This window comes from Klebsiella michiganensis, from assembly GCF_002925905.1.
In the GTDB taxonomy this organism is placed as follows: domain Bacteria; phylum Pseudomonadota; class Gammaproteobacteria; order Enterobacterales; family Enterobacteriaceae; genus Klebsiella; species Klebsiella michiganensis.
Genome location: NZ_PRDB01000008.1, coordinates 74,503 through 99,502, shown reverse-complemented (window position 1 = coordinate 99,502; position 25,000 = coordinate 74,503). Strand labels below are relative to the sequence as shown.

Below are 25,000 nucleotides of genomic sequence, written 5' to 3'. Positions count from 1 at the left end.
CACTCGTCCGTTATAGCCTTGTCAAGAATGTTTAGCGTTAACTGAGTAGGGTTAACGAAGCCGGGTTCTCAATCTTAAGAATCTTAATTTTCTAAAATCAAAAAAATCCGCTGCCGGCGCTCAGCGTTGTTGTCAAATTCGCGCCATGTTATCTATGACAGATTATGTAATCCACGATGTAAAGAGTGAATTTTTGTTGAATTGAGCGTTTCAGGTCGTGAATTATTTGGCGTGAGGCTGGATATATTTATGACGCGTATTTGAGAGCGGCAAAGCTATTGCCATAACTATGGAGAGAGACAGGAGCGGGAAGAGATAAAAGGCGTGTACGGTACCGTACACGCCGGAAGATTAGTGCAGAATTTTGGCGAGGAAGTCTTTGGCGCGTTCAGATTGCGGGTTAGCAAAAAACGCTTCTTTATCGGCGTCTTCGACAATTTTTCCTTCATCCATAAAGATAACCCGGTTGGCTACCTTACGCGCAAAGCCCATTTCATGGGTGACCACCATCATGGTCATCCCTTCATTTGCCAGTTCAACCATAACGTCCAGCACTTCGTTAATCATCTCCGGATCCAGCGCGGAAGTGGGTTCATCAAACAGCATGGCGATAGGATCCATACACAGCGCGCGGGCGATGGCCACGCGCTGCTGTTGGCCGCCCGAGAGCTGGGCGGGGAATTTTTCGGCATGAGCGGAAAGCCCCACGCGTTCCAGCAGCTTAAGCCCTTTCGCCCGGGAGGCGGCTTTGTCGCGATTGAGCACCTTGACCTGCGCCAGGGTGAGGTTCTCGATAATCGATAAATGCGGGAACAGCTCAAAGTGCTGGAATACCATCCCGACGCGCGAACGCAGTTTGGCCAGGTTGGTCTTTTTATCGTTGACGGTGGTGCCGTCGACGATGATTTGACCTTGCTGAATGGGCTCCAGGCCGTTTACGGTTTTAATCAGCGTTGATTTACCCGAACCCGAAGGCCCGCAGACCACCACCACTTCGCCTTTTTTCACTTCCGTGGAGCAATCGGTCAGCACCTGAAAGTGACCATACCATTTTGAAACATTTTTCAGGGTAATCATTATACAGTCCTTTTCTTCAACCAGCTGACCAACAGCGATGCGCTGAGACTAAACACAAAATATACGGCGCCTGCGAACAGGATCATCTCTACCTGGGTTCCATCACGCTCGCCGATAGTTGAGGCGGTGCGGAAAAAGTCGGCCAGGCTCAGAACATAAACCAGCGAGGTATCCTGGAACAGGACGATGCCCTGCGTCAGCAGCAGCGGTACCATGGCGCGGAAGGCCTGCGGCAGAATCACCAGCTTCATGGATTGCCAGTGGGTCATGCCCAGCGCCAGCGCGGCGCTGGACTGGCCGCGCGAGATACTCTGAATGCCGGCACGGATAATTTCCGAGTAATAGGCCGCTTCAAACATGGAGAAGGCGATCATCGCTGAAATCAGGCGGATATCGGTTTTCGGCGACAGGCCAAGCACGTTCTGCAGGAACCCGGGAACAATCAGATAAAACCACAGCAGTACCATCACCAGCGGAATGGAGCGGAAAACGTTAACGTAGGTTTTGGCGAACCACGCCAGCGGCAGGAAGCTCGACAGGCGCATCACGGCCAGGATCGTCCCCCACACAATTCCGACAACAATCGCGGTCACGGTAATTTTTAAGGTAATCACCAGCCCTGCCAGCAGGTATGGCATGGAAGGAATAATGGAGCTCCAGTCAAAATCGTACATTATTTACCCCCCATATTGCCCGGCAGGCGGACTTTACGTTCGACCACGTACATGATCAGCATAATAACGGCGTTGATAAACACGTAGGCGAGGGTGATAGCGGTAAACGATTCCCAGGCATGGGCCGAGTAGTCCAGCAGCTTACCCGCCTGGGCGGCCATATCGGCAAGACCAATGGTGGAAGCGATGGCCGAGTTTTTCACCAGGTTCATCATTTCAGAGGTCATTGGCGGCACGATAACGCGATAGGCGTTGGGCAGCAGAACGTAACGGTAGGTTTGCGGGAGCGTTAGCCCCATCGCCAGCCCGGCGTTTTTCTGGCCGCGCGGCAGGGATTGAATACCGGAACGAACCTGCTCGCAGACGCGCGCGGCGGTAAACAATCCCAGACACAGCATCGAAGAAACGAAAAACTGAATATTCGGATCCAGCTCGGACTTAAACCACATGCCGATGTTTTCCGGCAGCAGTTCAGGCACCACCAGATACCAGGTGAAAAATTGAACGATAAGCGGAACGTTACGAAAAAGTTCAACGTAGCAGGTACCGATAGTCGACAGCAGACGGTTCGGGACCGTACGGAGAATACCGAAGAGCGAACCTACAAAGAATGCGATAATCCAGGCCGTTACCGACAGGGTGACGGTGATCTGAAAACCACTCCACAGCCAGCCTAAATAGGTGGTGTTGCCGAACGGGGCCTGTTGCAGGAATATTCCCCAGTTCCAGTCTATTGACATAAATGACTCCTGGAAAAAAAAGGGTAGCAGCGCTACCCTCGAAGATTGTTGCTCAGCCTGTTTCGGTATTCGCGGCCGCTGGGGAACGACCAGCCGCCGTATAGTCTGTCCGCGCCGTAGCAACAATCGGGAGGGCAGGATTCCCCGCCCTTTGTTTTTTTAATTAGTTAAGAGCTTTATCGTTAGGTGATTTGAACAGCGCTTTCATCTCGTCAGAGAGTTCAAAGTTCATATTCAGGTTCTTTGGCGGAATAGGATTTTTAAACCACTTATCGAACCATTTTTCGGCTTCACCGGAGGTCTGAACCTGGGCGACCGTCTCATCGACCAGCGTTTTGAACTGCGGGTCATCTTTACGCAGCATGCAGCCGTAGGCTTCCTGAGACTGAGCGGTACCGACAATCTCCCAGTTATCCGGTTTTTTCGCTTTCGCACGTTCGCCCGCCAGCAGCGCGTCATCCATCATAAAGGCCACCGCGCGACCGCTTTCCAGAGTACGGAAAGAGTCACCGTGATCTTTTGCGCTGATAATACGCATATTCATTTTTTTCTCGTCGTTCAGCTTGTGCAGCAGAATTTCGGAGGTGGTGCCGGAGGTGACGACGACGGCTTTATCCTTCAGGTCCGGGAAATCTTTAATCGCGCCGCCTTTTTTCACCAGCAGACGGGTACCGACGACGAAAATCGTATCGGAGAAGGCCGCCTGTTTCTGGCGTTCAAGGTTGTTGGTGGTGGAGCCGCATTCGAAATCATACGTGCCGTTTTGCAGCAGCGGAATACGGTTTTGTGAGGTGACAGGGATCAGTTTGACCTGCAGATCCGGTTTGTTCAGCTTCTTCTTGATGGCATCAACGATCGCATTCGAGTAGTCCTGAGAGTAGCCAACGACCTGCTGCTTGTTGTCATAGTAAGAGAACGGAACGGATGATTCACGGTGACCAACGACGATAACGCCGTTTTTGGCAATTTTATCCAGAGTGCTCTGGCCTGCGGTGGATGCCGCATCTTCTGCATGCGCCACCCCAGCGGTGAGGCCCATGACCAGCATTGCTGCGGCCAGTTTACGTAATTGCATATCCGACTCCTTATCCTCAGCGCCGTCAGACGCTATTGATACCCATTGTGAATGTGTGTGCTTTTTTATCGCTGCCGTCTTTGCGTGCAGTATTTGTATGTGTTTGTTAGCATTTAGTTTGGCTTAATGTAAAGATTTTGCTCTTATATTGTTGATTTTTGCGAAGCGCACCGCACCATTTAAAGGCAAAAATCCCCCATTGCACCAAAATAGCGCCGCCTGACGATCGATGGTGGTGCAACCGGGTTGTACCCCCGAGGATCGCGTTGCTACATGTATTTATTAAGCAATGGTCGTGCCAGAATGGATAAGAAGGGGAGATGACCGCGGCGACGAGTGCCGCCGCGGGAGAAGCAATTATTGACGGCGCTGGCGCAGGCTCATCAGCAGCGCAGCAAAGCCAAACAGGGCGGTTAACGCCCACAGCGGCCAGTTCCCCGTACGCGCGTACGGCGTCAGTCCTGCCGTTGGGGTCACTTTGGTGGTTAATACGGCGCGGGTGAACTGCGGGATCATCTCCTGTATTTCACCGCGTGGGCCGATGACCGCGGTAATGCCGTTATTGGTGCTGCGCAGCAGCGGACGGGCCAGCTCCAGCGCGCGCATTCGCGCCATCTGGAAGTGCTGCCACGGGCCGATAGATTTGCCGAACCATGCGTCATTCGAAATGGTTAACAGAAAATCCGTATCCGGGCGGAAGTTATCCCGCACCTGCTCGCCAAGAATGATCTCGTAGCAGATAGCCGCCGTCAGACGCATATTATGCGCCACCAGCTGCGGCTGCACGTACGGCCCGCGGCTGAAAGAGGACATTGGCAGGTCGAAGAACGGCGCCAGCGGACGCAGAATCGATTCCAGCGGCACAAACTCACCAAACGGCACCAGATGATTCTTGTTGTAGCGATTCTTTGAGTCGTAGCTGTATGGGTTATCTTTGCCCAGCGTAATAATGGTGTTGTACGTATCGTAGCGATTGCGCGCGTTCAGACGCGCATCGACGATGCCGGTGATCAGCGAGCTATTTTTCGACCGCATCAGGTCGTCCATCATGCTGAGGAAGCGCTGCTGGTTAATTTCCAGATCCGGAATCGCGGACTCCGGCCAGACGATCAGCTGCGATTTACCCATATGCGGCTGGGTGAGATCCAGATAGATTTTCAGGGTGTTGAGTAGCTGATTCTGGTCCCATTTCATCGCCTGGGGGATATCGCCCTGTACCAGCGAAACCGTGGTCGCGCGCGCCGGCAGCGGTTGATACCACTGAATGTAGCGAAGCGGGAAGGGCAGGGCGAACAGCACGACGGCGGCAATCAGCGGCTTCCAGTTACGCTGCGCGATAGCCAATACCAGCAGGCCGCTGACGAGCATCAGCAGGAAGTTAATCGCCTCAACGCCCATCACGGGCGCCAGGCCTTTGAGCGGGCCGTCAATCTGACTGTAGCCGAACTGTAGCCACGGGAAGCCGGTGAGCACCCAGCCGCGCAGAAATTCGCTGATTTGCCACACCACCGGTGCGGCGATAGCCACGCGTATCCAGCTGGTTTTCGGCCACAGGCGCGAAAGAATGCCGGCAAATAATCCGGTATAGAGCGACAGATAGGCCGCCAGCAGAACCACCAGGAAAACGTTGACCGGACCGGGCATACCGCCGAACTGCGCGATGCTCACGTAGACCCAGTTAATACCGGAGCCGAACAGCCCTAATCCCCAGAAATAGCCAATCGCGGCGCTTTGCAGGGGACGTCGGTTGAGGGTTAAACCCTGCAGGCCAATTAACGAAATAAGGGCTGCGGGCCAGAAGTCATAAGGTGAAAAAGCCAGCGTTCCGCTGGCTCCGAATAACAGCGCCAGCAGCAAACGTACGCGCTGGCGTTCAATAAGAGAGGCAAATACCATTTAGGTTAATCGTCCCGTTGGATTAGTCTTCCAGCTTCGGCTGCGGGGCATCATCAGGAAGCTTTACATGTACCTGAATAATACGTCGACTGTCAGCCATTGCGACCTTGAATTGGTAACCATCAATGTCGATAGACTCGCCGCGGGCAGGCAGATGACCAAACGCCTGCATGACCAGACCGCCGATGGTGTCGACCTCTTCATCGCTGAAGTGGGTGCCATACGCTTCGTTGAAATCTTCGATTGAGGCCAGCGCGCGCACCGTCCACGTGTGGCGGCTCAGCTGACGGAAATCGATATCTTCTTCTTCGTCGTATTCGTCTTCTATTTCACCGACGATGAGCTCAAGGATGTCTTCAATGGTCACCAGACCTGAGACGCCGCCAAACTCATCGATAACGATAGCCATATGATAACGTTGGGAGCGAAACTCCTTCAGCATGCGGTCAACCCGCTTGCTCTCGGGCACGACAACCGCCGGACGCAACACTTTTTCCATGCTGAAGGCTTCGGCATCGCTGCGCATAAACGGCAGCAGATCTTTGGCCATCAGAATCCCTTCGATGTGATCTTTATCTTCGCTGATCACCGGGAAACGCGAGTGGGCCGATTCGATGATCACATCGAGGCACTCGTCCAGCGTCTGGTTGCGTTTCAGGGTAATCATCTGCGAGCGGGGGATCATGATGTCGCGGACGCGCTGGTCGGCGATATCCATTACCCCTTCGAGCATATCGCGCGTATCTTCGTCGATAAGGTCGTTTTGCCCGGAATCACGGATCAGCGCCAGCAGTTCGTCACGATTCTTGGGTTCACCGTGAAAGAGCTGGCTGAGTAACAGGGAGAAGAATCCCTTTTTGCTGTTTACTGTGTCGCTACTGTGTGAATTGTCGTCGCTCATGGCGTCGTATGGGTTCTCATGTTAGTTAAATAGTCGCTCGTCACGCGTATACTCAGCGCCCGGCATAGCGGCCAGTCGCCGGCAAAGCCGGCAACGGGTTATTCCTTCTCGGCAATGTACGGATCCTCATAGCCCAGAGCAAGCATTATCTCTGTTTCGAGGGATTCCATCTCTTCCGCTTCTTCATCAATGATGTGGTCATAGCCCAAAAGATGCAGGCTACCGTGGACCACCATATGCGCCCAGTGCGCTTCCAGCGGTTTACCTTGCTCTTTCGCTTCCTGTTCAACCACCTGACGGCAGATGACCAGGTCGCCAAGCAGCGGCATTTCGATACCCGGCGGGGCTTCGAACGGGAAAGAGAGCACGTTAGTCGGTTTGTCCTTCCCGCGATAGGTCAGGTTCAGCTCGTGGCTTTCCGCTTCATCAACCAGGCGAATCGTCAGCTCCGACTCTTCCTGAAACTGCGGGATAACGCTATCGACCCAGCGCTGAAACAGGGCTTCATCCGGCATTCCGCTGTTATCTTCGCAAGCCAGCTGTAAATCGAGAATGACCTGACTCATTTATGCTCCTGTTCCTGGGCTTCGCGTTTGCGCTCGGCGGCCAGTTCTGCTTTACGTTTCTGGTCTGCTTCTTCCCAGGCTTCATAGGCGTTAACGATGCGGGCGACCACCGGGTGGCGCACGACGTCTTCGCTATGGAAGAAGTTGAAGCTGATCTCATCGACTTCTGCCAGCACTTCAATCGCGTGGCGCAGGCCCGATTTGGTGCTGCGCGGCAGGTCAATCTGCGTGACGTCGCCGGTAATGACCGCCTTAGAGTTAAAGCCGATACGGGTCAGGAACATTTTCATCTGTTCAATGGTCGTGTTCTGGCTTTCGTCGAGAATGATAAACGCATCGTTCAGCGTACGGCCGCGCATATAGGCCAGCGGCGCGACTTCAATCACGTTGCGCTCAATCAACTTTTCGACTTTCTCGAAGCCGAGCATCTCGAACAGCGCGTCGTAAAGGGGCCGCAGGTACGGGTCAACTTTCTGGCTCAAATCGCCGGGCAGGAAGCCCAGTTTTTCGCCGGCCTCAACCGCCGGACGGGTCAGAAGAATACGGCGGATCTCCTGGCGCTCCAGCGCGTCTACCGCGGCGGCGACCGCCAGGTAGGTTTTCCCGGTCCCGGCAGGGCCGACGCCGAAGGTAATGTCGTGGTCGAGAATATTGGCGATGTACTGCGCCTGATTCGGCGTACGCGGCTTAATCACGCCGCGCTTGGTTTTGATATTGATGGCCTTACCGTAGTCCGGCACGCTTTCGGCGCTCTGCTCCAGCACGCGGGCTTCTTTGATCGCCAGATGAATTTGTTCCGGTTCAATATCCTGAATTTCGCCGCGCATCGGCGCGGTATCGACGTACAGACTGCGCAGGATATCCGCCGCAGCGGTGACGCAAATCGGCCGACCGGTCAGTTTAAAGTGGTTGTCTCGACGGTTAATCTCGATGCCGAGGCGGCGTTCCAGCTGTTTAATGTTGTCATCAAACGGGCCGCACAGGCTCAGCAGACGGGCGTTGTCCGCGGGCTCAAGGGTGATTTCGCGAGTGTCTGTATTCAAGCTGTTCCTCTTATACATAGATAGCCGGAAGGTAGCCGGTCAGGAAATTATTCACGTCATCGGAATATGGCGCAAGCATCGCTATAGATATTGGGTTCAGGAGAGGAAATACAAGGCCTGCCGGAGCCGGCAGGCCTGAACGGATTATGGCTGGTAGATACCGACGCCAAGATCGTTTTCTTTACGGGTGCGGGCAATCACCGACTCCGGGGTTTCCGCGATGCGCAGACCCATTTCGTCCTCGGTGCGCACCACTTTACCGCGCAGGGAGTTTGTCCAGACGTCGGTGATCTCGACATCGACAAACTTGCCGATCATCTCAGGCGAGCCTTCGAAGTTCACCACGCGGTTATTTTCGGTGCGGCCAGACAGCTCCATGATGCTCTTACGTGAGGTGCCTTCCACCAGAATGCGCTGCACGGTGCCGAGCATACGGCGGCTCCAGGCCATCGCCTGCTGGTTGATGCGCTCCTGGAGAATATACAGACGCTGCTTCTTGTCCTCTTCCGGAACGTCGTCAACCATATCGGCCGCCGGCGTTCCCGGACGCGCGGAGAAGATGAAGCTGTAGCTCATATCGAAATTCACATCGGCAATCAGCTTCATGGTCTGCTCGAAATCCTGGGTGGTTTCGCCAGGGAAGCCGACGATGAAGTCGGAGCTGATCTGAATATCCGGACGCGCCGCGCGCAGTTTGCGGATAATCGCTTTATATTCCAGCGCCGTGTGGGTTCGGCCCATCAGGTTCAGCACGCGGTCGGAGCCGCTCTGTACCGGCAGGTGCAGGAAGCTGACCAGCTCCGGCGTATCGCGGTAAACCTCAATGATATCGTCGGTGAACTCGATGGGATGGCTGGTGGTAAAGCGGATCCGGTCGATACCGTCGATCGCCGCAACCAGACGCAGGAGATCGGCAAAGCTACCGGTGGTGCCGTCATAGTTTTCCCCGCGCCAGGCGTTTACGTTCTGCCCGAGCAGGTTGACTTCACGCACGCCCTGAGCCGCAAGCTGGGCGATTTCAAACAGGATATCGTCGCTTGGGCGGCTCACTTCCTCACCGCGGGTGTATGGCACCACGCAGTAGGTGCAGTACTTGTTGCAGCCTTCCATGATGGAAACAAAAGCGCTTGGGCCTTCGGCGCGCGGTTCCGGCAGGCGGTCGAATTTTTCGATTTCCGGGAAGCTGATATCGACGACCGGGCTGCGGTTGCCTCGTACCGAGTTGATCATTTCCGGCAGACGGTGCAGGGTCTGCGGCCCAAAAATAATATCGACGTAGTGGGCGCGCTGGCGAATATGGTCGCCTTCCTGAGAGGCCACGCAGCCGCCAACGCCGATGATCAGGTTGGGATTCTTCTCTTTCAGCAGCTTCCAGCGTCCTAGCTGATGGAATACTTTTTCCTGAGCCTTCTCACGGATTGAGCAGGTATTGAGCAGCAGCACATCCGCTTCTTCCGCCACTTCAGTGAGTTGATACCCGTGGGTGGCATCCAGCAGATCGGCCATCTTTGATGAATCGTATTCGTTCATCTGACAGCCCCAGGTTTTAATATGGAGTTTTTTTGTCATCGACTTGCTCATGCTTAATTAGGTATACCCAAAGTCAGCGTCTTCACCGGATGTTGCTCTGCAATGTGAAGGGTGACGGATATAAAGCCAGGATTGCAGGGCGCGTATTGTAATGCTTTGACCGCGCCCTGACCAGTACGACCGTAATCACCACAAGCCGAATAAAAATCCGGTAAACTGAGGGGATTCGGGTTTAAGGATAATAGCCATGACAATTCATGCAACAGATGTCGTTATCGTCGGCGGCGGGATGGTTGGCGGCGCCCTCGCGCTTGGCCTGGCGCAGCTGGGCTTTACGGTGACGGTCATTGAAAAAAACGCGCCACCGGTTTTTGATGCGTCTTCACCGCCTGACGTGCGTATTTCGGCAATCAGCGCGTCATCGGTAGGGCTGCTGAGAGGCCTCGGCGTCTGGGACAGCGTGCGGTCCATGCGCGCCCATGCGTACCGCCAGCTAGAAACCTGGGAGTGGGAAAGCGCCCATGTTGTCTTCAATGCCGCGGAGCTGAAGCTGCCGGAACTGGGCTATATGGTGGAGAATAACGTCCTGCAGCGAGCCCTGTGGCAGGCGCTGGAAGCCCATGAGCGCATATCGCTGCAGGTGGGGACATCGCTCCAGGAGATGCGTCGGGAAGAAACGTACGCCTCCTTAACGCTGACCGACGGCAGCCAGCTTGATGCGCGGCTGGTGGTGGGCGCGGACGGCGCCAGTTCGCAGGTGCGTCAGCTGGCCGGAATCGGCATCCACGCGTGGCAGTATCAGCAATCCTGTATGTTGATCAGCGTACAGTGTGCGGACGATCCCGGCGACAGCACCTGGCAGCAGTTCACTCCGGCGGGGCCGCGCGCGTTTTTACCGCTGTTCGATCATTGGGCCTCGCTGGTGTGGTACGACGCGCCGGCGCGGATCCGCCAGCTGCAGGGCATGAGCATGGCTCAGCTACAGCAGGAAATTACTCGCCACTTCCCGTCGCGGCTGGGAGAGATTACGCCGCTGAGCGCGGGCGCCTTCTCGCTCACCCGCCGCCACGCATTGCAGTATGTTAAGCCGGGGCTGGCGCTGGTGGGCGATGCTGCGCACACCATTCATCCGCTGGCGGGGCAGGGGGTTAACCTCGGCTATCGCGATGTCGATGTGCTGCTCGATATTCTTGGCAGAGCAAAAGCCCACGGCGAAGAGTGGGCCAGCCTGCCGGTACTTAAGCGCTACCAGACGCGCCGTCAGGCGGACAACTTTATTATGCAGTCTGGGATGGATCTGTTTTACGCCGGGTTTAGCAACGATCTGCCCCCGGTGCGTATGCTGAGAAACATTGGGCTGATGGCGGCCGAGCGCGCCGGCGGACTGAAGCGTCAGGCGTTGAAATACGCGTTGGGGCTATAATCCGCATTCAAAATAATCGCGCAAACAGCGTGTCTTTACCCTCTTTTTTGGGCAAGAATCCCTGATACCAGATACTGCCGCCAGAGGTTGTCAGGGATTCGCACTGCCACTGATTCGTGGCGAGCAAATAGAAGGAATAGGCGCTTTTACCTGACATATAGAGCAGGAACAGCAGCGCCAGCAGCGCAAGGATGGCAGTTACCGCGTCGCCTTCGGAAGACAGAACGTCACAGGCAAGGATGGCGATACATGCTGCCTGAAGAATCATCTTGCTCGCAAAGCAGCGAAGAAAAAATTGCCGCGTTCTTTCTGTTGACCAAAAACAGGGATTCTTAATGACGTCTCTCTGCTCCTTAGCCGGGAAGCCATGAATGTAGGTTATCCAGCGGGTATCCTCGGTGAGCGTTAGCGCGAGGCCCGTTTCGTTGAGCCGATGCAGGCGCATGGATATGCCGACGGGAAAAAACAAACCAACCACGATGCTGTAGGTTAGTAAGGCTGAAATCCCGAACAGGCAGAAAGCGAAGCCGATCAGAAAAAAGAGCAAGGTTATGGTGCGGGTAAAGAGAGGAAAAACCTGATAGTTCATCGTAAATCCTTTTACTCATTGACTCTGTAATTTATCAGAGCTGAGAACGAGGTACACTTCAGGTCAGCTTTTTTCGGAATTCATAAAGCAAAAAGCCCGCCGAAGCGAGCTTTTTGCTTTTTGTTGGCTGGGGTACGAGGATTCGAACCTCGGAATGCCGGAATCAGAATCCGGTGCCTTACCGCTTGGCGATACCCCAATTTTACGTTGACCATTTCGTACCGGGGTCAAACCGGTGGCTTAGCGCCTGGAGATACTCCAACGGGTGAGCGCACAGCGTGGGCGACTTTTAAAATTGGCTGGGGTACGAGGATTCGAACCTCGGAATGCTGGTATCAGAAACCAGAGCCTTACCGCTTGGCGATACCCCAACAATTCTTTTGGATTTATCGAACTGAATCAATAATTCCTTTGTATGGTGGCTACGACGGGATTCGAACCTGTGACCCCATCATTATGAGTGATGTGCTCTAACCAGCTGAGCTACGTAGCCAAAATCTTACTCTATTTTCGATGGCTGGGGTACCTGGATTCGAACCAGGGAATGCCGGTATCAAAAACCGGTGCCTTACCGCTTGGCGATACCCCAATACCGTCGCGGTGAACCGCAAACATCGAAAATATGGCTGGGGTACCTGGATTCGAACCAGGGAATGCCGGTATCAAAAACCGGTGCCTTACCGCTTGGCGATACCCCAACAAAAATATTTTACCGCAACGCGAACGAGTAAATGGTGCGGGAGGCGAGACTTGAACTCGCACACCTTGCGGCGCCAGAACCTAAATCTGGTGCGTCTACCAATTTCGCCACTCCCGCAAAAAAGATGGTGGCTACGACGGGATTTGAACCTGTGACCCCATCATTATGAGTGATGTGCTCTAACCAGCTGAGCTACGTAGCCATCTTTTTGCGCGTTACCTTATCGGCGTTGCGGGGCGCATTATGCGTATTGAGCCTTGAAGCGTCAACCCCTTTTTCATCGAAAATGGACTGAACGTAACTGTTTGGTTAGGTTGCGAACAGCGTGGTGCAATAATCGGCAATTATTGGTTATTTATCGTTTTTAACGGCTTAAATAAGGCACAAAACAAAAACGGACCCCGAAGAGTCCGTTTTGAAAACAGCGTCGGTTAGTAGGCCGACTGGTGTACGCCAACCGCGCGTCCCGACGGATCGTTCATTTTTTTGAAAGATTCGTCCCACTCAATCGCTTTTGCTGAAGAGCATGCGACGGAAGGGCCGCCAGGAACGCATTCGGCCGCGCTCGGTACCGGGAACAGCTCTTCGAAAATCTCACGGTACAGATACGCTTCTTTCGAGGAAGGCGTGTTGTACGGGAAGCGGAAGCTGGCGGTTTCCAGCTGCCGATCGGAAATCTGTTCAGCGGCCACTTCTTTTAAGGTATCGATCCAGCTGTAACCAACGCCATCAGAGAACTGTTCTTTCTGGCGCCAGGCGACGCTCGCCGGCAGGTAAGATTCAAAACATTCACGCAGGACATGTTTTTCCATTTTACCGTTGCCGCACATTTTATCCTGCGGGTTAATACGCATTGCCACGTCGAGGAATTTCTTATCCAGGAACGGGACGCGCGCTTCAACGCCCCAGGCGGACATCGCTTTGTTGGCGCGAGCGCAGTCAAACATATGCAGCGCCTGCAGTTTGCGCACGGTCTCTTCGTGCAGCTCTTTGGCGTTGGGCGCTTTATGGAAATAGAGGTAGCCGCCAAATACTTCGTCAGAACCTTCGCCGGACAGCACCATTTTGATGCCCATGGCTTTGATTTTACGCGACATCAGATACATTGGCGTTGACGCGCGAATCGTCGTCACGTCGTAGGTTTCAATGTGATAGATAACATCGCGAATCGCGTCCAGGCCTTCCTGTACCGTAAAGTGGATCTCGTGGTGTACGGTACCCAGATGGTTAGCCACTTCCTGCGCTGCTTTCAGATCGGGGGCGCCCTCCAGGCCGACGGCGAAGGAGTGCAGCTGCGGCCACCAGGCTTCTGATTTTTCCTGATCTTCGACGCGGCGCGCGGCATATTTTTTGGTGATGGCGGAAATCACCGATGAATCCAGGCCTCCGGAGAGCAGTACGCCGTACGGAACATCGGACATCAGGTGGCTTTTCACCGATTCTTCCAGCGCCTGACGCAGTTCGTTTTTGTCCGTGACGTTGTCTTTGACCGCGTCGTAGTCGAACCAGTCGCGCTGGTAGTACTCGCGGATTTCGCCATCTTTGCTCCACAGGTAGCTGCCTGCCGGGAACTCTTTAATCGTGCGGCAAACCGGAACCAGCGCTTTCATTTCAGAGGCAACGTAGAAGTTGCCGTGTTCGTCGTGACCCATATACAGCGGGATGATGCCGATGTGGTCGCGACCAATCAGATACGCGTCTTTTTCGCTGTCGTAGAGAGCGAAAGCAAACATCCCCTGCAAATCGTCGAGGAAGTCCGGGCCTTTTTCCTGATATAGCGCGAGGATAACTTCGCAGTCGGAACCGGTCTGGAACGCATAGCGGTCGCCGTATTCCGCGCGCAGCGCCTGGTGGTTGTAGATTTCACCGTTGACGGCGAGAGCGTGAGTTTTAGCGGCGTTATACAGCGGCTGCGCGCCGGCGTTGACGTCGACGATTGACAGGCGTTCATGCGCCAGGATGGCTTTATCACAGGCATAGACGCCGGACCAGTCCGGACCACGGTGGCGCATCAGTCGGGAAAGCTCCAGTGCCTTTTTACGCAGCTCACCCGCGTCAGTTTTAATATCCAGTACGCCAAAAATCGAACACATAGCCTTCTCCGTTACCCTGTCTTGTTTGATGTTGTGCAGACTTCGTCTTATTGCGAAGCCTCAGTGCATGCTTTAGAAAATGCCGCAAAGGCGCGGAGGGCGCAAGGGGTTTACGGCAGTAAAAGGAAATAATGCAATTGTGATTGTCGAATAGTGAAAAAAGAGTACGTTTTGAGCGCTTTTGTTGCTGAATATTTAGTGATGGCGCTTTTTTTTTAGATAAAAGCGTTCAGGAGAGGCTTAGAAATAAGAAACCACGTCGCAGGACGTGGTTTTATTTAGAAGATATCGATTTCCGCAACGGAGGGATAAATCCAGGAAGGGCGGAACGGCATGCTGTCGATATCATCGAGCGTGGCAACCCCGGAAAGTACCAGAATGGTTTCCAGACCGGCCTGGAAGCCTGCCAGAATATCCGTTCGCAGGTTATCGCCGACGATCACCGTCTGTTCCGAATGCGCCTGCATTTTATTGAGCGCGGAGCGGATAATCCACGGGCTCGGTTTCCCCACGTAGAACGGCTTACGACCGGAGATTTTTTCTATACCGGCGCACAGCGCCCCGCAGGCCGGGTAGTAGCCGCGACCGTGGGTATCCGGGTTAGTGGCGATAAAGCGCGCGCCGTTGGCGACAAAAAAAGCGGCCTTATGCATCATCTCCCAGTTAAAGGAGCGCGTCTCACCGACGATAACAAAATCCGGATTGACGTCGGTGATGGTAAAGCCGGCTTTGTACAGTTCGTGAATCAGCGCGCCTTCCCCGACCACATAGGCTTTTTTGCCTTCCTGGCGACGCAGAAAATCCGCCGTGGCCATTGCTGAGGTATAAAAGGCGGTATCAGGAACATCGATTCCCGCCGTCGCAAAGCGGTTTGCCAGATCCTGACCGGTTTGAGAAGGGTAGTTGGTCAGCATCACCAGCGGCATCTCTTTCTCGAGTATGCGTTTGATGAATTCAGCGGCGCCCGGCACGGCCACATTGTCGTGCATCAGCACGCCGTCAATATCACAAATTACGTTTTGAATGGTCATGAACTGTCCGACATCGTTGGAGAAAGGCGAAACTATAAAGCGGCTTTAGCTTTCCAGCAAACGCTGGAGCAGAGTCCCGTTGAGCATCGCACGCTTTACCAGGGCAAAAGCGCCAATGGCTGAGCGATGATCGAGCGTGGATCGCACTACCGGCAGGTTTTTGCGAAACGCCTTCAGCGCCTGGGTATTAATACAGCCTTCGATTGCCGGCAGAAGGACTTTTTCCGCTTCCACGATCTCCCCGGCAATCACCACTTTTTGCGGATTAAACAGGTTAATGGCGATAGCGATGGTTTTACCCAGATGGCGGCCAACGTGCTCGATCACCTCACAGGCCAGCGCATCGCCTTTATTCGCGGCTTTGCAGATCGTTTTGATCGAACAGTCATCGAGGGAGATTTTGCTCTGATAACCCTGTTCCAGCAGATGACGAACTCGATGTTCAATAGCGGCATTGGCGGCGACGGTTTCCAGACAGCCGAAGTTACCGCAGTGGCAACGCTCGCCTAACGGGTCGACCTGGATATGGCCGATTTCCCCGACGTTACCGTTACGGCCAATAAAAATCCGCCCGTTGGAGATGATCCCTGCGCCGGTTCCGCGGTGTACGCGCACCAGAATGGAGTCTTCACAGTCGTGGCTCGCACCAAAATAGTGCTCCGCCAGCGCGAGGCTACGAATATCGTGGCCGACGTAGCAGGTAACTTTAAAGCGTTTTTCCAGCGCTTCAACCAGCCCCCAGTTTTCCACCTGAATGTGCGGCATATAGCGAATGACGCCGCTTTCCGGATCGACCAGCCCCGGCAGGATCACCGAAATGGCGATCAGCTCGCGGATTTTACGCTGACAGCTTTCCATAAAGGTGGCGATGATGTTAAGCAGGGCGTGTTCCAGCGTTTCCTGAGTTCTTTCCGGCAGCGGGTAGTGCTCTTCTTCAAGAGTCTTGCTGCTTAAATCATAGAGGGTCAGGGTGGCGTCGTAGCGGCCAAGGCGTACGCCGATGGCGTGGAAGCCGCGGGTTTCGGCAACAATGGAGATGGCGCGGCGGCCCCCGGTGGAGGCCTGCTGATCGACTTCTTTGATCAGTCCGCGTTCAATAAGCTGACGCGTAATTTTGGTTACGCTGGCAGGGGCAAGCTGGCTTTGTTCCGCAATCTGGATACGCGAGATGGGGCCGTGCTGATCGATGAGCCGATAGACGGCCGCGCTGTTCAGCTGTTTTACGAGATCGACGTTACCAATTTGAGCCTGTCCGCCTGCTGTCATACTTTTACTTACTCAGTGACGACCTCGTTACCATTAACGATGGTCTTGGTGATTTTATAATCACGGGTGAATGCGGTCAGGTTAGCGACCATCCCCGGGGCAATGCTGCCTAACTGTTTGTCTACGCCAATGGCGCGGGAAGGGTAGAGCGTCGCCATACGCAACACTTCATCCAGCGCGATGCCGCAATGCTCAACGAGGTTACGCACCCCTTCAATCATGGTCAATGAAGAGCCGCTGAGGGTACCGTTCTCATCTACGCACAGGCCGTTCCGGTAGTATATTGTTTTACCGGCAAAAATGAACTGCTCAATATTGGCACCCGCCGGCGCCGTCGCGTCGGTAACCAGACACAGCTTGTCGCCTTTCAAGCGTTTAGCGAGGCGCACGTTAGCGAAATCGACGTGCATACCATCGACGATGATGCCGCAGTAGACATCCGGCTCGTCGAAAATCGCGCCAGCCAGGCCCGGCTCACGGCCGGTAATATACGGCATGGCGTTAAACAGATGGGTAGCAAAGGTAATCCCGGCGCGGAAACCGATTTTCGCTTCTTTAAGCGTCGCGTTGGAGTGACCGGCGGAGACGATGATGCCGGCGGCCACCAGTTTGCGGATAACCTCCGGTTCCACCCGTTCCGGCGCAAGCGTGATTTTGGTTATCACGTCCGCGTTTTCGCACAGGAAATCCACCAGCGCGGCATCCGGTTTGCGTACGTAGTCCGGGTTGTGGGTGCCTTTTTTAACAATATTCAGCCACGGGCCTTCAAGATGCAGACCCAGCGCCTGGTTAGGATGTTTTTGCAGGTATTCGCGCATCACGCGTACGCCCTGTTTCATCAGGTCGTCGCTGGAGGTGATCAGCGTGGGCAGATAGCTGGTGCAGCCGGAGCGTTCATTGGCCTTCTGCATAATCTCCAGCGTTTCAACGGTGACCGCGTCCGCCGTGTCGTTGAACTGCACGCCGCCGCAGCCGTTAAGCTGGACGTCGATAAAACCGGGGGCAAGGATCGCGCCATCAACCGAGCGCTGTTCGATCCCGGTGGGCAGTTCAGTCTGAGGACAGATACGTTCGATAAGGCCATTGGCGATAACAATCGCATGGTCATCCAGAATTTCATGACCGGTATAAATCCGGCCTTGGGTTAATGCATACATTACGACCCCCGGTTGTCAAAAATGGTTGTCCCGCGGGGGCAGCCGCGGGACGAGACTACATTACAGACCTTTGATATTTTCGGCTTCTAACTCGTTGAAATATTTCAGTGTCTTAACTTTTAGTTCCATGGTGGACGGCTCATCGCAGACCACCACCGCTTTCGGGTGCAGCTGCAGACAGGTAATGGTCCACATATGGTTTACGTTGCCTTCCACCGCCGCCTGCAGCGCCAGCGCTTTCTGATGACCCAGCACCAGAATCATCACTTCCTCCGCGTCCAGCAGCGTGCCCACGCCAACGGTCAGCGCGTACTTAGGCACCTGGTCAACGTCACCGTCGAAGAAACGGGAATTCGCTACGCGAGTATCATGGGTCAGGGTTTTGATGCGTGTGCGTGAAGCCAAAGAAGAGGCTGGTTCGTTAAAAGCGATGTGGCCATCGTTACCCACGCCGCCCATAAACAGGTGGATTTTACCGTAAGAACGAATTTTTTCTTCATAGCGACGGCATTCTGCATCAATATCCGGCGCGTTACCATTCAGCAGGTTAATATTTTCCGCCGGGATATCAACGTGATCAAAGAAGTTGCGATGCATAAAGCTATGATAGCTTTCCGGATGCTCTTTCGGCAGCCCAACGTACTCATCCATGTTGAAGGTGACAACATGCTTAAAGCTAACCTGGCCTGCTTTGTGCATCTCAACCAGGGCTTTATAAGCGGTCAGAGGCGTACCGCCGGTAGGCAGGCCCAGGACAAACGGACGGTCCGCAGTCGGTTTGAACGCATTGATGCGGTTAACGATATGCCGGGCAGCCCATTTACCGACTTGTTCAGCTGTTACCAGGGGGATCAGTCTCATTGTTCACCTCTATAGTTAAATTAGAACCTGGCGGATTGGCGCCAGCATACTATTAAGAGTAAGAGTATCGCAGCAACTGCGCCGAGCGGGGTCAATCCGTGTTGATTTTTTGAATGATAAAATAAGTTTTCGTTGTTAGCCAGTCAAAGGCGGAGGTGAATACGATATTTGGTGACTATTGTCACAAAAAATACCCATTTAATTTGCGAGACGAATTAATTTTTCAGACACTTTGCAGGTAAGTTAAAAATTTAACCAGGTTACACAATAATAAAGTGGCTTTAATGAGCCTTATCGGGGTCTCATAGGGGGAATAAGATGAATATTTTAGGTTTTTTTCAGCGACTCGGTAGGGCGTTACAGCTCCCTATCGCAGTGCTGCCGGTCGCGGCGCTGCTGCTGCGATTCGGTCAACCGGATCTGCTTAACATTTCGTTTATCGCCCAGGCGGGCGGGGCAATCTTTGACAACCTGGCGCTGATTTTCGCTATCGGCGTCGCATCCAGCTGGTCGAAAGACAGCGCCGGTGCCGCAGCGCTGGCGGGGGCGGTAGGTTACTTCGTGTTGACGAAAGCGATGGTCACCATCAACCCGGCCATCAACATGGGCGTCCTGGCGGGTATCATTACCGGTCTGGTTGGCGGTGCCGTCTATAACCGCTGGTCGGGTATCAAACTGCCTGACTTCCTGAGCTTCTTCGGCGGCAAACGCTTTGTACCTATCGCAACCGGCTTCTTCTGCCTGGTGCTGGCAGCCATCTTCGGCTACGTCTGGCCGCCGGTGCAGAACGCCATCCATGCAGGTGGTGAATGGATTGTGGGCGCGGGCGCGCTCGGCTCCGGTATCTTTGGTTTCATCAACCGTCTGCTGATCCCGACGGGTCTGCATCAGGTGCTGAACACCATCGCCTGGTTCCAGATTGGTGAATTCACCAACGCTGCTGGCGCCGTGTTCCACGGTGATATCAACCGCTTCTATGCGGGTGACGGCACCGCGGGGATGTTCATGTCCGGCTTCTTCCCGATCATGATGTTCGGTCTGCCGGGTGCGGCGCTGGCGATGTATTTCGCGGCCCCGAAAGAGCGTCGTCCGATGGTCGGTGGTATGCTGCTGTCGGTTGCCATCACCGCGTTCCTGACCGGTGTGACTGAGCCGCTGGAATTCCTGTTCATGTTCCTGGCGCCGCTGCTGTATCTCCTGCACGCCATCCTGACCGGTATCAGCCTGTTCGTTGCCACGGCGCTGGGTATCCACGCGGGCTTCTCTTTCTCCGCAGGCGCCATCGACTATGTGCTGATGTACAGCCTGCCGGCAGCCAGTAAAAACGTCTGGATGCTGATTGTGATGGGCGTTGTGTTCTTTGTTATCTACTTCCTGTTGTTCAGCGCGGTAATCCGCATGTTCAATCTGAAAACGCCGGGTCGTGAAGATAAAGTGGATGACGTGGTCACTGAAGAGGCCAACAGCAATACCGAAGAAGGTTTAACCCAGTTGGCGACCAACTACATCGCGGCGGTCGGCGGTACGGATAACCTGAAAGCGATTGATGCCTGTATTACCCGTCTGCGTCTGACCGTGGCGGACTCTGCGCTGGTTAACGACGCGGCCTGTAAGCGCCTCGGCGCTTCCGGTGTGGTTAAACTGAACAAGCAGACCATCCAGGTTATCGTGGGTGCGAAAGCCGAATCCGTCGGCGATGAAATGAAGAAAGTGGTTGCCCGTGGCCCGGTTGCCGCGGCGGCTGCAGCGTCTCACAGCGCACCCGTAGCCGCTCAGGCTGCTAAACCGCAGGCTGTTGCTAACGCGAAAACCGTCGAAGCGCTGGTTTCGCCGATTACCGGCGACATTGTAGCGCTGGAGCAGGTACCGGATGAAGCGTTCGCCAGCAAAGCCGTCGGCGACGGCGTGGCGGTGAAACCGACCGATAAGATTGTTGTTGCGCCGGCGGCTGGCACCGTGGTGAAGATTTTCAACACCAACCATGCTTTCTGTCTGGAAACTGAAAACGGTGCGGAAATCGTCGTCCATATGGGTATCGATACCGTCGCGCTTAACGGCCAGGGCTTTAAACGTCTGGTGGAAGAGGGCGCGGAAGTGAAAGCGGGTCAGCCGATTCTGGAACTGGATCTTGAGTTCCTGAACGCTAACGCGCGCTCGATGATTAGCCCGGTCGTATGCAGCAATAGCGACGACTACAGCGCGCTGGTTATCCAGGCAACCGGTAAAGTGGTTGCTGGCCAGACGCCGCTGTACGAAATTAAAGGCAAATAAGACTCCTGAGTGGCGTTTATGCCTCAGCGGCGCAGCGAAACCTGCGCCGCTTTTTTTTACCGCAAACACCCCCATAATCTCCTTCCGATCGCTATTTTGCGTAACTAATAGTTGTCTCTACGCCCTGCTTGTAAGATCATGTGCCGTTATACGTTGTTTACGCTTTGAGGAACCCACGATGAGTGAGGCAGAAGCCCGCCCGACTAACTTTATTCGTCAGATCATTGATGAAGATCTGGCTACTGGTAAGCACACCACCGTTCATACCCGTTTTCCACCGGAACCGAACGGCTATCTGCACATTGGCCACGCGAAGTCTATTTGCCTGAACTTTGGTATCGCTCAGGATTACCAGGGCCAATGCAACCTGCGTTTCGATGACACCAACCCGGTGAAGGAAGATATCGAATACGTTGAGTCGATTAAAAACGACGTGCAGTGGTTAGGTTTCCACTGGTCCGGGGATGTTTGCTACTCGTCTGATTATTTCGATCAGCTGCACCAGTATGCGGTTGAACTGATCAATAAAGGTCTGGCCTACGTTGACGAACTGTCAGCGGAAGAGATCCGTGAGTACCGCGGCACGCTGAAAGAGCCGGGTAAAAATAGCCCGTACCGCGATCGCAGCGTGGAAGAGAACCTGGCGCTGTTTGAAAAAATGCGCAGCGGTGGATTTGCCGAAGGTAAAGCCTGCCTGCGCGCGAAAATCGACATGGCCTCTCCGTTTATCGTGATGCGCGATCCGGTGCTGTACCGCATTAAGTTTGCCGACCATCACCAGACCGGAAGCAAGTGGTGCATCTACCCGATGTACGACTTTACCCACTGCATCAGCGATGCGCTGGAAGGGATTACCCACTCGCTGTGTACTCTCGAGTTCCAGGATAACCGCCGCCTGTACGATTGGGTGCTGGATAACATCAGCATCCCCGTGCATCCGCGCCAGTATGAATTCTCGCGCCTCAACCTCGAATACACCGTGATGTCCAAGCGTAAGCTGAATCAGCTGGTGACCGAGAAGCACGTTGAGGGCTGGGATGACCCGCGTATGCCGACCATTTCCGGTCTGCGCCGTCGCGGCTATACCGCTGAATCCATCCGCGAGTTCTGCAAACGCATCGGCGTGACCAAGCAGGACAACACCATCGAAATCGCTTCGCTGGAATCCTGCATCCGTGAAGATCTGAACGAAAACGCCCCGCGCGCGATGGCCGTTATCGACCCGGTTAAGCTGGTTATCGAAAACTATCCGCAGGGCGGCAGCGAAATCGTGACCATGCCGAATCATCCGAATAAACCGGAGATGGGCAGCCGCGAGGTGCCGTTCAGCGGCGAAATCTGGATCGATCGCGCCGACTTCCGCGAAGAAGCGAACAAGCAGTACAAGCGTCTGGTGCTGGGCAAAGAAGTTCGCCTGCGTAACGCTTACGTGATCAAAGCGGAGCGCGTGGAGAAAGATGCGGAAGGCAACATCACCACTATCTTCTGCACCTACGATGCCGATACCCTGAGCAAAGATCCGGCCGACGGCCGCAAGGTGAAGGGAGTGATTCACTGGGTGAGCGCGGCGCACGCGCTGCCGGTAGAAATCCGCCTGTACGATCGCCTGTTCAGCGTACCGAACCCGGGCGCGGCGGAGGACTTCCTCTCGGTGATGAATCCGGAGTCGCTGGTGATCAAGCAGGGTTTTGCCGAGCCGAGCATGGCGCAGGCGCAGCCGGAAAAAGCGTATCAGTTCGAGCGCGAAGGTTATTTCTGCCTGGATAGCCGCTATGCAACCGCAACCCAGCTGGTGTTTAACCGCACCGTCGGTCTGCGCGACACATGGGCGAAAGTCGGCGCGTAGCTACCCGCCGTTATTGAGAACGCCGCTTACTGCGGCGTTTTTTTTATTCAGAATCAGAGAATTAAATCCTCATATTTTTGCGATGCGAATTAATCTTGTTTACAGATTGTAATAACCGCTTTTTTTAACCCTTTCCATCTATTGCATATAAATATGTAATCGCTTTCATTTCCCCTAATTTTCTCTTTTTTTGCAAGCACTTCACCCGAAAAAAGTGTGACATCTACGACTGAAACAAAAAGACATAAATTATGTGCGCTTTGTCATAATCTTCATCTTTGGTCGGCGAAAGAGATTGATAATTCGCGTCACGAAAAATAGTCTATACCCAGTGGTTATGCGAATTTTTACCGCACCACTTTTTAAGCAGTCTTATTTTATTTTTTTGCGCGTTGCCTTTGGTAACCGCACTTTAAAACGTCAAAGAGGATATGCATATGCGTACGTTTAGTGGCAAACGTAGTACGCTGGCGCTGGCTATTGCCGGTGTCACAGCCCTGTCAGGATTTGCAATGGTGCCGGATGCAAAAGCAGAAGGGTTCATTGATGATTCAACGTTAACCGGCGGCATCTATTACTGGCAGCGTGAGCGCGACCGTAAAGATGTGACCGACGGCGATAAATATAAAACTAACCTGTCGCACTCCACCTGGAACGCCAACCTCGACTTCCAGTCCGGCTATGCCGCCGATATGTTCGGTATTGACGTTGCTGCCTTTACCGCCATCGAAATGGGCGAAAGCAGCGAGAGCGGTCACCCGAACGAAATCGCTTTCTCCTCGCGCAATAAAACCTACGATGAAGACTATTCCGGCGATAAGAGCGGGATCAGCCTGTATAAAGCAGCCGCAAAATTTAAATTTGGCCCAACCTGGGCGCGCGCGGGCTATATTCAGCCAACCGGCCAGACGCTGCTGGCGCCGCACTGGAGCTTTATGCCGGGTACCTATCAGGGGGCTGAAGCCGGTGCGAACTTTGACTACGGCGATGCGGGCGCGCTGAGTTTCTCCTATATGTGGACGAACGAATATAAAGCGCCGTGGCACATTGAGATGGATGAGTTCTACCAGAACGACAAGAAAACCAAGGTGGATTACCTTCACTCTCTTGGCGCCAAATATGATTTTAAAAACGACCTTGTGCTGGAAGCGGCGTTTGGTCAGGCACAGGGTTATATCGACCAGTATTTTGCCAAGGCCAGCTATAAGTTTGATGTTGCAGGCACGCCGTTAACCACCAGCTATCAGTTCTACGGCACCCGCGATAAGGTCAGCAACGGCGGGGTTAACGATATCTATGACGGCACCGCGTGGCTGCAGGCATTGACCTTTGGCTATAAGGTTGCCGACGTTCTGGACCTGCGTCTGGAAGGAACCTGGGTTAAAGCTGATGGTCAGCAGGGCTACTTCCTGCAGCGTATGACGCCAACTTACGCATCGTCTAACGGGCGACTGGATATCTGGTGGGATAACCGTTCGGACTTCAACGCCAACGGTGAAAAAGCGGTGTTCTTCGGCGCGATGTATGACATGAAGAACTGGAACATGCCGGGCTGGGCCTTCGGCGCCTCCTACGTTTATGCCTGGGATGCGAAGCCGGGGAGAATGTCCTCGCCTGATGCGTACTACAACCCGGATAAACGCCTGGAAGAGTCCGCCTATAGCCTGGATGCCATGTACACCGTTCAGGAAGGACGCGCTAAGGGCACGCTGTTCAAACTCCACTTTACGCAATACGACAACCACTCCGATATCCCAAGCTGGAGCGGTGGTTACGGCAACATCTTCCAGGATGAGCGCGACGTGAAGTTCATGGTTATCGCTCCGTTCACCATTTTCTGATGCCACTGCGGCGGGGGAAACCCGCCGCAATTTCCCGAGGTTCATGATGAAAAAGTTAATACTTGTCGCCATTATGGCAGCAGGTCTGGTTGCCTGTACCCAGTCGCCAGCGCCTAAGGAAGACTCAAAGTTAAAAGATGCCTACAGCGCCTGCATTAATACCGCAGAGGGCAATCCGGATAAAGTTGAAGCCTGTCAGAGCGTACTGAACGTGCTGAAGCAGGAGAAACAGCATCAGCAGTTCGCGACCCAGGAAAGCGTGCGGGTGCTGGATTATCAGCAGTGTATCCAGGCGCGCAAAACCGGGAACGATCAGGCTGTAGAGGCGCGCTGCGACCAGATCTGGAAAGAGATCCACAGCAACAATACGCCGCGTTAAGCCAGACGGCGGCAAGCAAACGGGCGGAGCGTCAACTCCGC

General features: G+C 54.2%; 20 protein-coding genes and 7 tRNA genes. 5 read left to right on the top strand and 22 right to left on the bottom strand.

Going from position 1 to position 25,000, the window contains the following annotated elements:
• Positions 1-351 precede the first annotated feature (351 nt).
• The 9 genes from CDA56_RS17560 to miaB form a co-directional block, all read right to left on the bottom strand.
• A complete protein-coding gene (locus tag CDA56_RS17560) occupies positions 352-1,077 on the bottom strand; it encodes an amino acid ABC transporter ATP-binding protein (protein WP_004848813.1) in 726 nt (241 codons plus the stop codon).
• The gene (gltK, locus tag CDA56_RS17555; RefSeq protein ID WP_004848815.1) at positions 1,077-1,751 is read right to left on the bottom strand and encodes a glutamate/aspartate ABC transporter permease GltK; all 675 of its coding nucleotides are present in this window, start codon (positions 1,749-1,751) and stop codon (positions 1,077-1,079) included. Before gltK ends, CDA56_RS17560 begins: the two co-directional genes overlap by 1 nt.
• On the bottom strand, positions 1,751-2,491 hold the full coding sequence (locus tag CDA56_RS17550; protein WP_014837812.1) for an amino acid ABC transporter permease: 741 nt from the start codon (positions 2,489-2,491) through the stop codon (positions 1,751-1,753). Before CDA56_RS17550 ends, gltK begins: the two co-directional genes overlap by 1 nt.
• A 163-nt stretch (positions 2,492-2,654) precedes the next feature.
• Positions 2,655-3,566, bottom strand: a complete 912-nt coding sequence (locus CDA56_RS17545; RefSeq protein WP_004848819.1) for an amino acid ABC transporter substrate-binding protein — start codon at positions 3,564-3,566, stop codon at positions 2,655-2,657.
• A gap of 357 nt (positions 3,567-3,923) precedes the next feature.
• The gene (gene lnt, locus CDA56_RS17540) at positions 3,924-5,462 is read right to left on the bottom strand and encodes an apolipoprotein N-acyltransferase (RefSeq protein WP_102803485.1); all 1,539 of its coding nucleotides are present in this window, start codon (positions 5,460-5,462) and stop codon (positions 3,924-3,926) included.
• A 22-nt stretch (positions 5,463-5,484) separates the two neighbouring features.
• A complete protein-coding gene (gene corC / locus CDA56_RS17535) occupies positions 5,485-6,363 on the bottom strand; it encodes a CNNM family magnesium/cobalt transport protein CorC (protein WP_004130445.1) in 879 nt (292 codons plus the stop codon).
• A gap of 98 nt (positions 6,364-6,461) precedes the next feature.
• Complete coding sequence (gene ybeY / locus CDA56_RS17530; protein ID WP_004130446.1) at positions 6,462-6,929, bottom strand: rRNA maturation RNase YbeY; 468 nt, start codon at positions 6,927-6,929, stop codon at positions 6,462-6,464.
• A complete protein-coding gene (locus CDA56_RS17525; RefSeq protein WP_004134159.1) occupies positions 6,926-7,972 on the bottom strand; it encodes a PhoH family protein in 1,047 nt (348 codons plus the stop codon). Before CDA56_RS17525 ends, ybeY begins: the two co-directional genes overlap by 4 nt.
• A 144-nt stretch (positions 7,973-8,116) precedes the next feature.
• Complete coding sequence (gene miaB / locus CDA56_RS17520; protein WP_004111391.1) at positions 8,117-9,541, bottom strand: tRNA (N6-isopentenyl adenosine(37)-C2)-methylthiotransferase MiaB; 1,425 nt, start codon at positions 9,539-9,541, stop codon at positions 8,117-8,119.
• 208 nt (positions 9,542-9,749) lie between these two features.
• On the opposite strand from miaB, the gene ubiF reads away from it, so the two are divergent.
• Positions 9,750-10,925: a 3-demethoxyubiquinol 3-hydroxylase gene (gene ubiF, locus CDA56_RS17515; RefSeq protein WP_102803484.1), complete on the top strand. Its 1,176-nt coding sequence runs from the start codon at positions 9,750-9,752 to the stop codon at positions 10,923-10,925.
• A gap of 7 nt (positions 10,926-10,932) precedes the next feature.
• Here ubiF and CDA56_RS17510 read toward each other — a convergent pair whose 3' ends face one another.
• The 13 genes from CDA56_RS17510 to nagB form a co-directional block, all read right to left on the bottom strand.
• A complete protein-coding gene (locus CDA56_RS17510; protein WP_025106391.1) occupies positions 10,933-11,514 on the bottom strand; it encodes a hypothetical protein in 582 nt (193 codons plus the stop codon).
• Positions 11,515-11,638: 124 nt separating this feature from the next.
• Positions 11,639-11,713, bottom strand: a tRNA-Gln gene (locus CDA56_RS17505).
• 97 nt (positions 11,714-11,810) lie between these two features.
• Positions 11,811-11,885 (bottom strand) — tRNA-Gln (locus CDA56_RS17500).
• Between the two features lie 45 nt (positions 11,886-11,930).
• Positions 11,931-12,007: transfer RNA gene (locus CDA56_RS17495), tRNA-Met, on the bottom strand.
• A gap of 21 nt (positions 12,008-12,028) precedes the next feature.
• Positions 12,029-12,103 (bottom strand) — tRNA-Gln (locus CDA56_RS17490).
• Between the two features lie 34 nt (positions 12,104-12,137).
• Positions 12,138-12,212: transfer RNA gene (locus CDA56_RS17485), tRNA-Gln, on the bottom strand.
• A 34-nt stretch (positions 12,213-12,246) separates the two neighbouring features.
• Positions 12,247-12,331, bottom strand: a tRNA-Leu gene (locus tag CDA56_RS17480).
• An 8-nt stretch (positions 12,332-12,339) separates the two neighbouring features.
• Positions 12,340-12,416, bottom strand: a tRNA-Met gene (locus tag CDA56_RS17475).
• A 229-nt stretch (positions 12,417-12,645) separates the two neighbouring features.
• Positions 12,646-14,307 (bottom strand): asparagine synthase B, encoded by a 1,662-nt coding sequence (gene asnB / locus CDA56_RS17470; protein ID WP_025106390.1) that lies wholly within the window; start codon positions 14,305-14,307, stop codon positions 12,646-12,648.
• 278 nt (positions 14,308-14,585) lie between these two features.
• The gene (locus CDA56_RS17465) at positions 14,586-15,338 is read right to left on the bottom strand and encodes an HAD-IIA family hydrolase (protein ID WP_004100215.1); all 753 of its coding nucleotides are present in this window, start codon (positions 15,336-15,338) and stop codon (positions 14,586-14,588) included.
• 45 nt (positions 15,339-15,383) lie between these two features.
• Positions 15,384-16,604, bottom strand: a complete 1,221-nt coding sequence (gene nagC / locus CDA56_RS17460; protein WP_025106389.1) for a DNA-binding transcriptional regulator NagC — start codon at positions 16,602-16,604, stop codon at positions 15,384-15,386.
• Between the two features lie 8 nt (positions 16,605-16,612).
• Positions 16,613-17,761: an N-acetylglucosamine-6-phosphate deacetylase gene (nagA, locus tag CDA56_RS17455; protein WP_014228413.1), complete on the bottom strand. Its 1,149-nt coding sequence runs from the start codon at positions 17,759-17,761 to the stop codon at positions 16,613-16,615.
• Positions 17,762-17,821: 60 nt separating this feature from the next.
• Complete coding sequence (gene nagB, locus CDA56_RS17450; protein ID WP_004130458.1) at positions 17,822-18,622, bottom strand: glucosamine-6-phosphate deaminase; 801 nt, start codon at positions 18,620-18,622, stop codon at positions 17,822-17,824.
• A gap of 318 nt (positions 18,623-18,940) precedes the next feature.
• Here nagB and nagE point away from each other — a divergent pair, with 318 nt between their 5' ends.
• The 4 genes from nagE to CDA56_RS17425 all read left to right on the top strand — a co-directional run bounded on the left by nagE (position 18,941) and on the right by CDA56_RS17425 (position 24,959).
• Positions 18,941-20,893 (top strand): PTS N-acetyl glucosamine transporter subunit IIABC, encoded by a 1,953-nt coding sequence (nagE, locus tag CDA56_RS17445; RefSeq protein ID WP_004848836.1) that lies wholly within the window; start codon positions 18,941-18,943, stop codon positions 20,891-20,893.
• Positions 20,894-21,071: 178 nt separating this feature from the next.
• Positions 21,072-22,739, top strand: coding sequence for a glutamine--tRNA ligase (glnS, locus tag CDA56_RS17440; RefSeq protein WP_102803483.1), 1,668 nt, complete (start codon positions 21,072-21,074; stop codon positions 22,737-22,739).
• Between the two features lie 437 nt (positions 22,740-23,176).
• Entirely contained in the window at positions 23,177-24,580 is a 1,404-nt protein-coding gene (gene chiP / locus CDA56_RS17430; protein WP_004130464.1) for a chitoporin ChiP, read from the top strand.
• A gap of 46 nt (positions 24,581-24,626) precedes the next feature.
• Positions 24,627-24,959: a ChiQ/YbfN family lipoprotein gene (locus CDA56_RS17425; protein ID WP_004848843.1), complete on the top strand. Its 333-nt coding sequence runs from the start codon at positions 24,627-24,629 to the stop codon at positions 24,957-24,959.
• Positions 24,960-25,000 lie beyond the last annotated feature (41 nt).

Excerpts from the sequence above, each read along its gene's own strand:
- CDA56_RS17560 (WP_004848813.1), bottom strand. The coding sequence starts at position 1,077 with ATGATTACCCTGAAAAATGTTTCAAAATGGTATGGTCACTTTCAGGTG.
- gltK (WP_004848815.1), bottom strand. The coding sequence starts at position 1,751 with ATGTACGATTTTGACTGGAGCTCCATTATTCCTTCCATGCCATACCTG.
- CDA56_RS17550 (WP_014837812.1), bottom strand. The coding sequence starts at position 2,491 with ATGTCAATAGACTGGAACTGGGGAATATTCCTGCAACAGGCCCCGTTC.
- CDA56_RS17545 (WP_004848819.1), bottom strand. The coding sequence starts at position 3,566 with ATGCAATTACGTAAACTGGCCGCAGCAATGCTGGTCATGGGCCTCACC.
- lnt (WP_102803485.1), bottom strand. The coding sequence starts at position 5,462 with ATGGTATTTGCCTCTCTTATTGAACGCCAGCGCGTACGTTTGCTGCTG.
- corC (WP_004130445.1), bottom strand. The coding sequence starts at position 6,363 with ATGAGCGACGACAATTCACACAGTAGCGACACAGTAAACAGCAAAAAG.
- ybeY (WP_004130446.1), bottom strand. The coding sequence starts at position 6,929 with ATGAGTCAGGTCATTCTCGATTTACAGCTGGCTTGCGAAGATAACAGC.
- miaB (WP_004111391.1), bottom strand. The coding sequence starts at position 9,541 with ATGACAAAAAAACTCCATATTAAAACCTGGGGCTGTCAGATGAACGAA.
- ubiF (WP_102803484.1), top strand. The coding sequence starts at position 9,750 with ATGACAATTCATGCAACAGATGTCGTTATCGTCGGCGGCGGGATGGTT.
- CDA56_RS17510 (WP_025106391.1), bottom strand. The coding sequence starts at position 11,514 with ATGAACTATCAGGTTTTTCCTCTCTTTACCCGCACCATAACCTTGCTC.
- asnB (WP_025106390.1), bottom strand. The coding sequence starts at position 14,307 with ATGTGTTCGATTTTTGGCGTACTGGATATTAAAACTGACGCGGGTGAG.
- CDA56_RS17465 (WP_004100215.1), bottom strand. The coding sequence starts at position 15,338 with ATGACCATTCAAAACGTAATTTGTGATATTGACGGCGTGCTGATGCAC.
- nagC (WP_025106389.1), bottom strand. The coding sequence starts at position 16,604 with ATGACAGCAGGCGGACAGGCTCAAATTGGTAACGTCGATCTCGTAAAA.
- nagA (WP_014228413.1), bottom strand. The coding sequence starts at position 17,761 with ATGTATGCATTAACCCAAGGCCGGATTTATACCGGTCATGAAATTCTG.
- nagB (WP_004130458.1), bottom strand. The coding sequence starts at position 18,622 with ATGAGACTGATCCCCCTGGTAACAGCTGAACAAGTCGGTAAATGGGCT.
- nagE (WP_004848836.1), top strand. The coding sequence starts at position 18,941 with ATGAATATTTTAGGTTTTTTTCAGCGACTCGGTAGGGCGTTACAGCTC.
- glnS (WP_102803483.1), top strand. The coding sequence starts at position 21,072 with ATGAGTGAGGCAGAAGCCCGCCCGACTAACTTTATTCGTCAGATCATT.
- chiP (WP_004130464.1), top strand. The coding sequence starts at position 23,177 with ATGCGTACGTTTAGTGGCAAACGTAGTACGCTGGCGCTGGCTATTGCC.
- CDA56_RS17425 (WP_004848843.1), top strand. The coding sequence starts at position 24,627 with ATGAAAAAGTTAATACTTGTCGCCATTATGGCAGCAGGTCTGGTTGCC.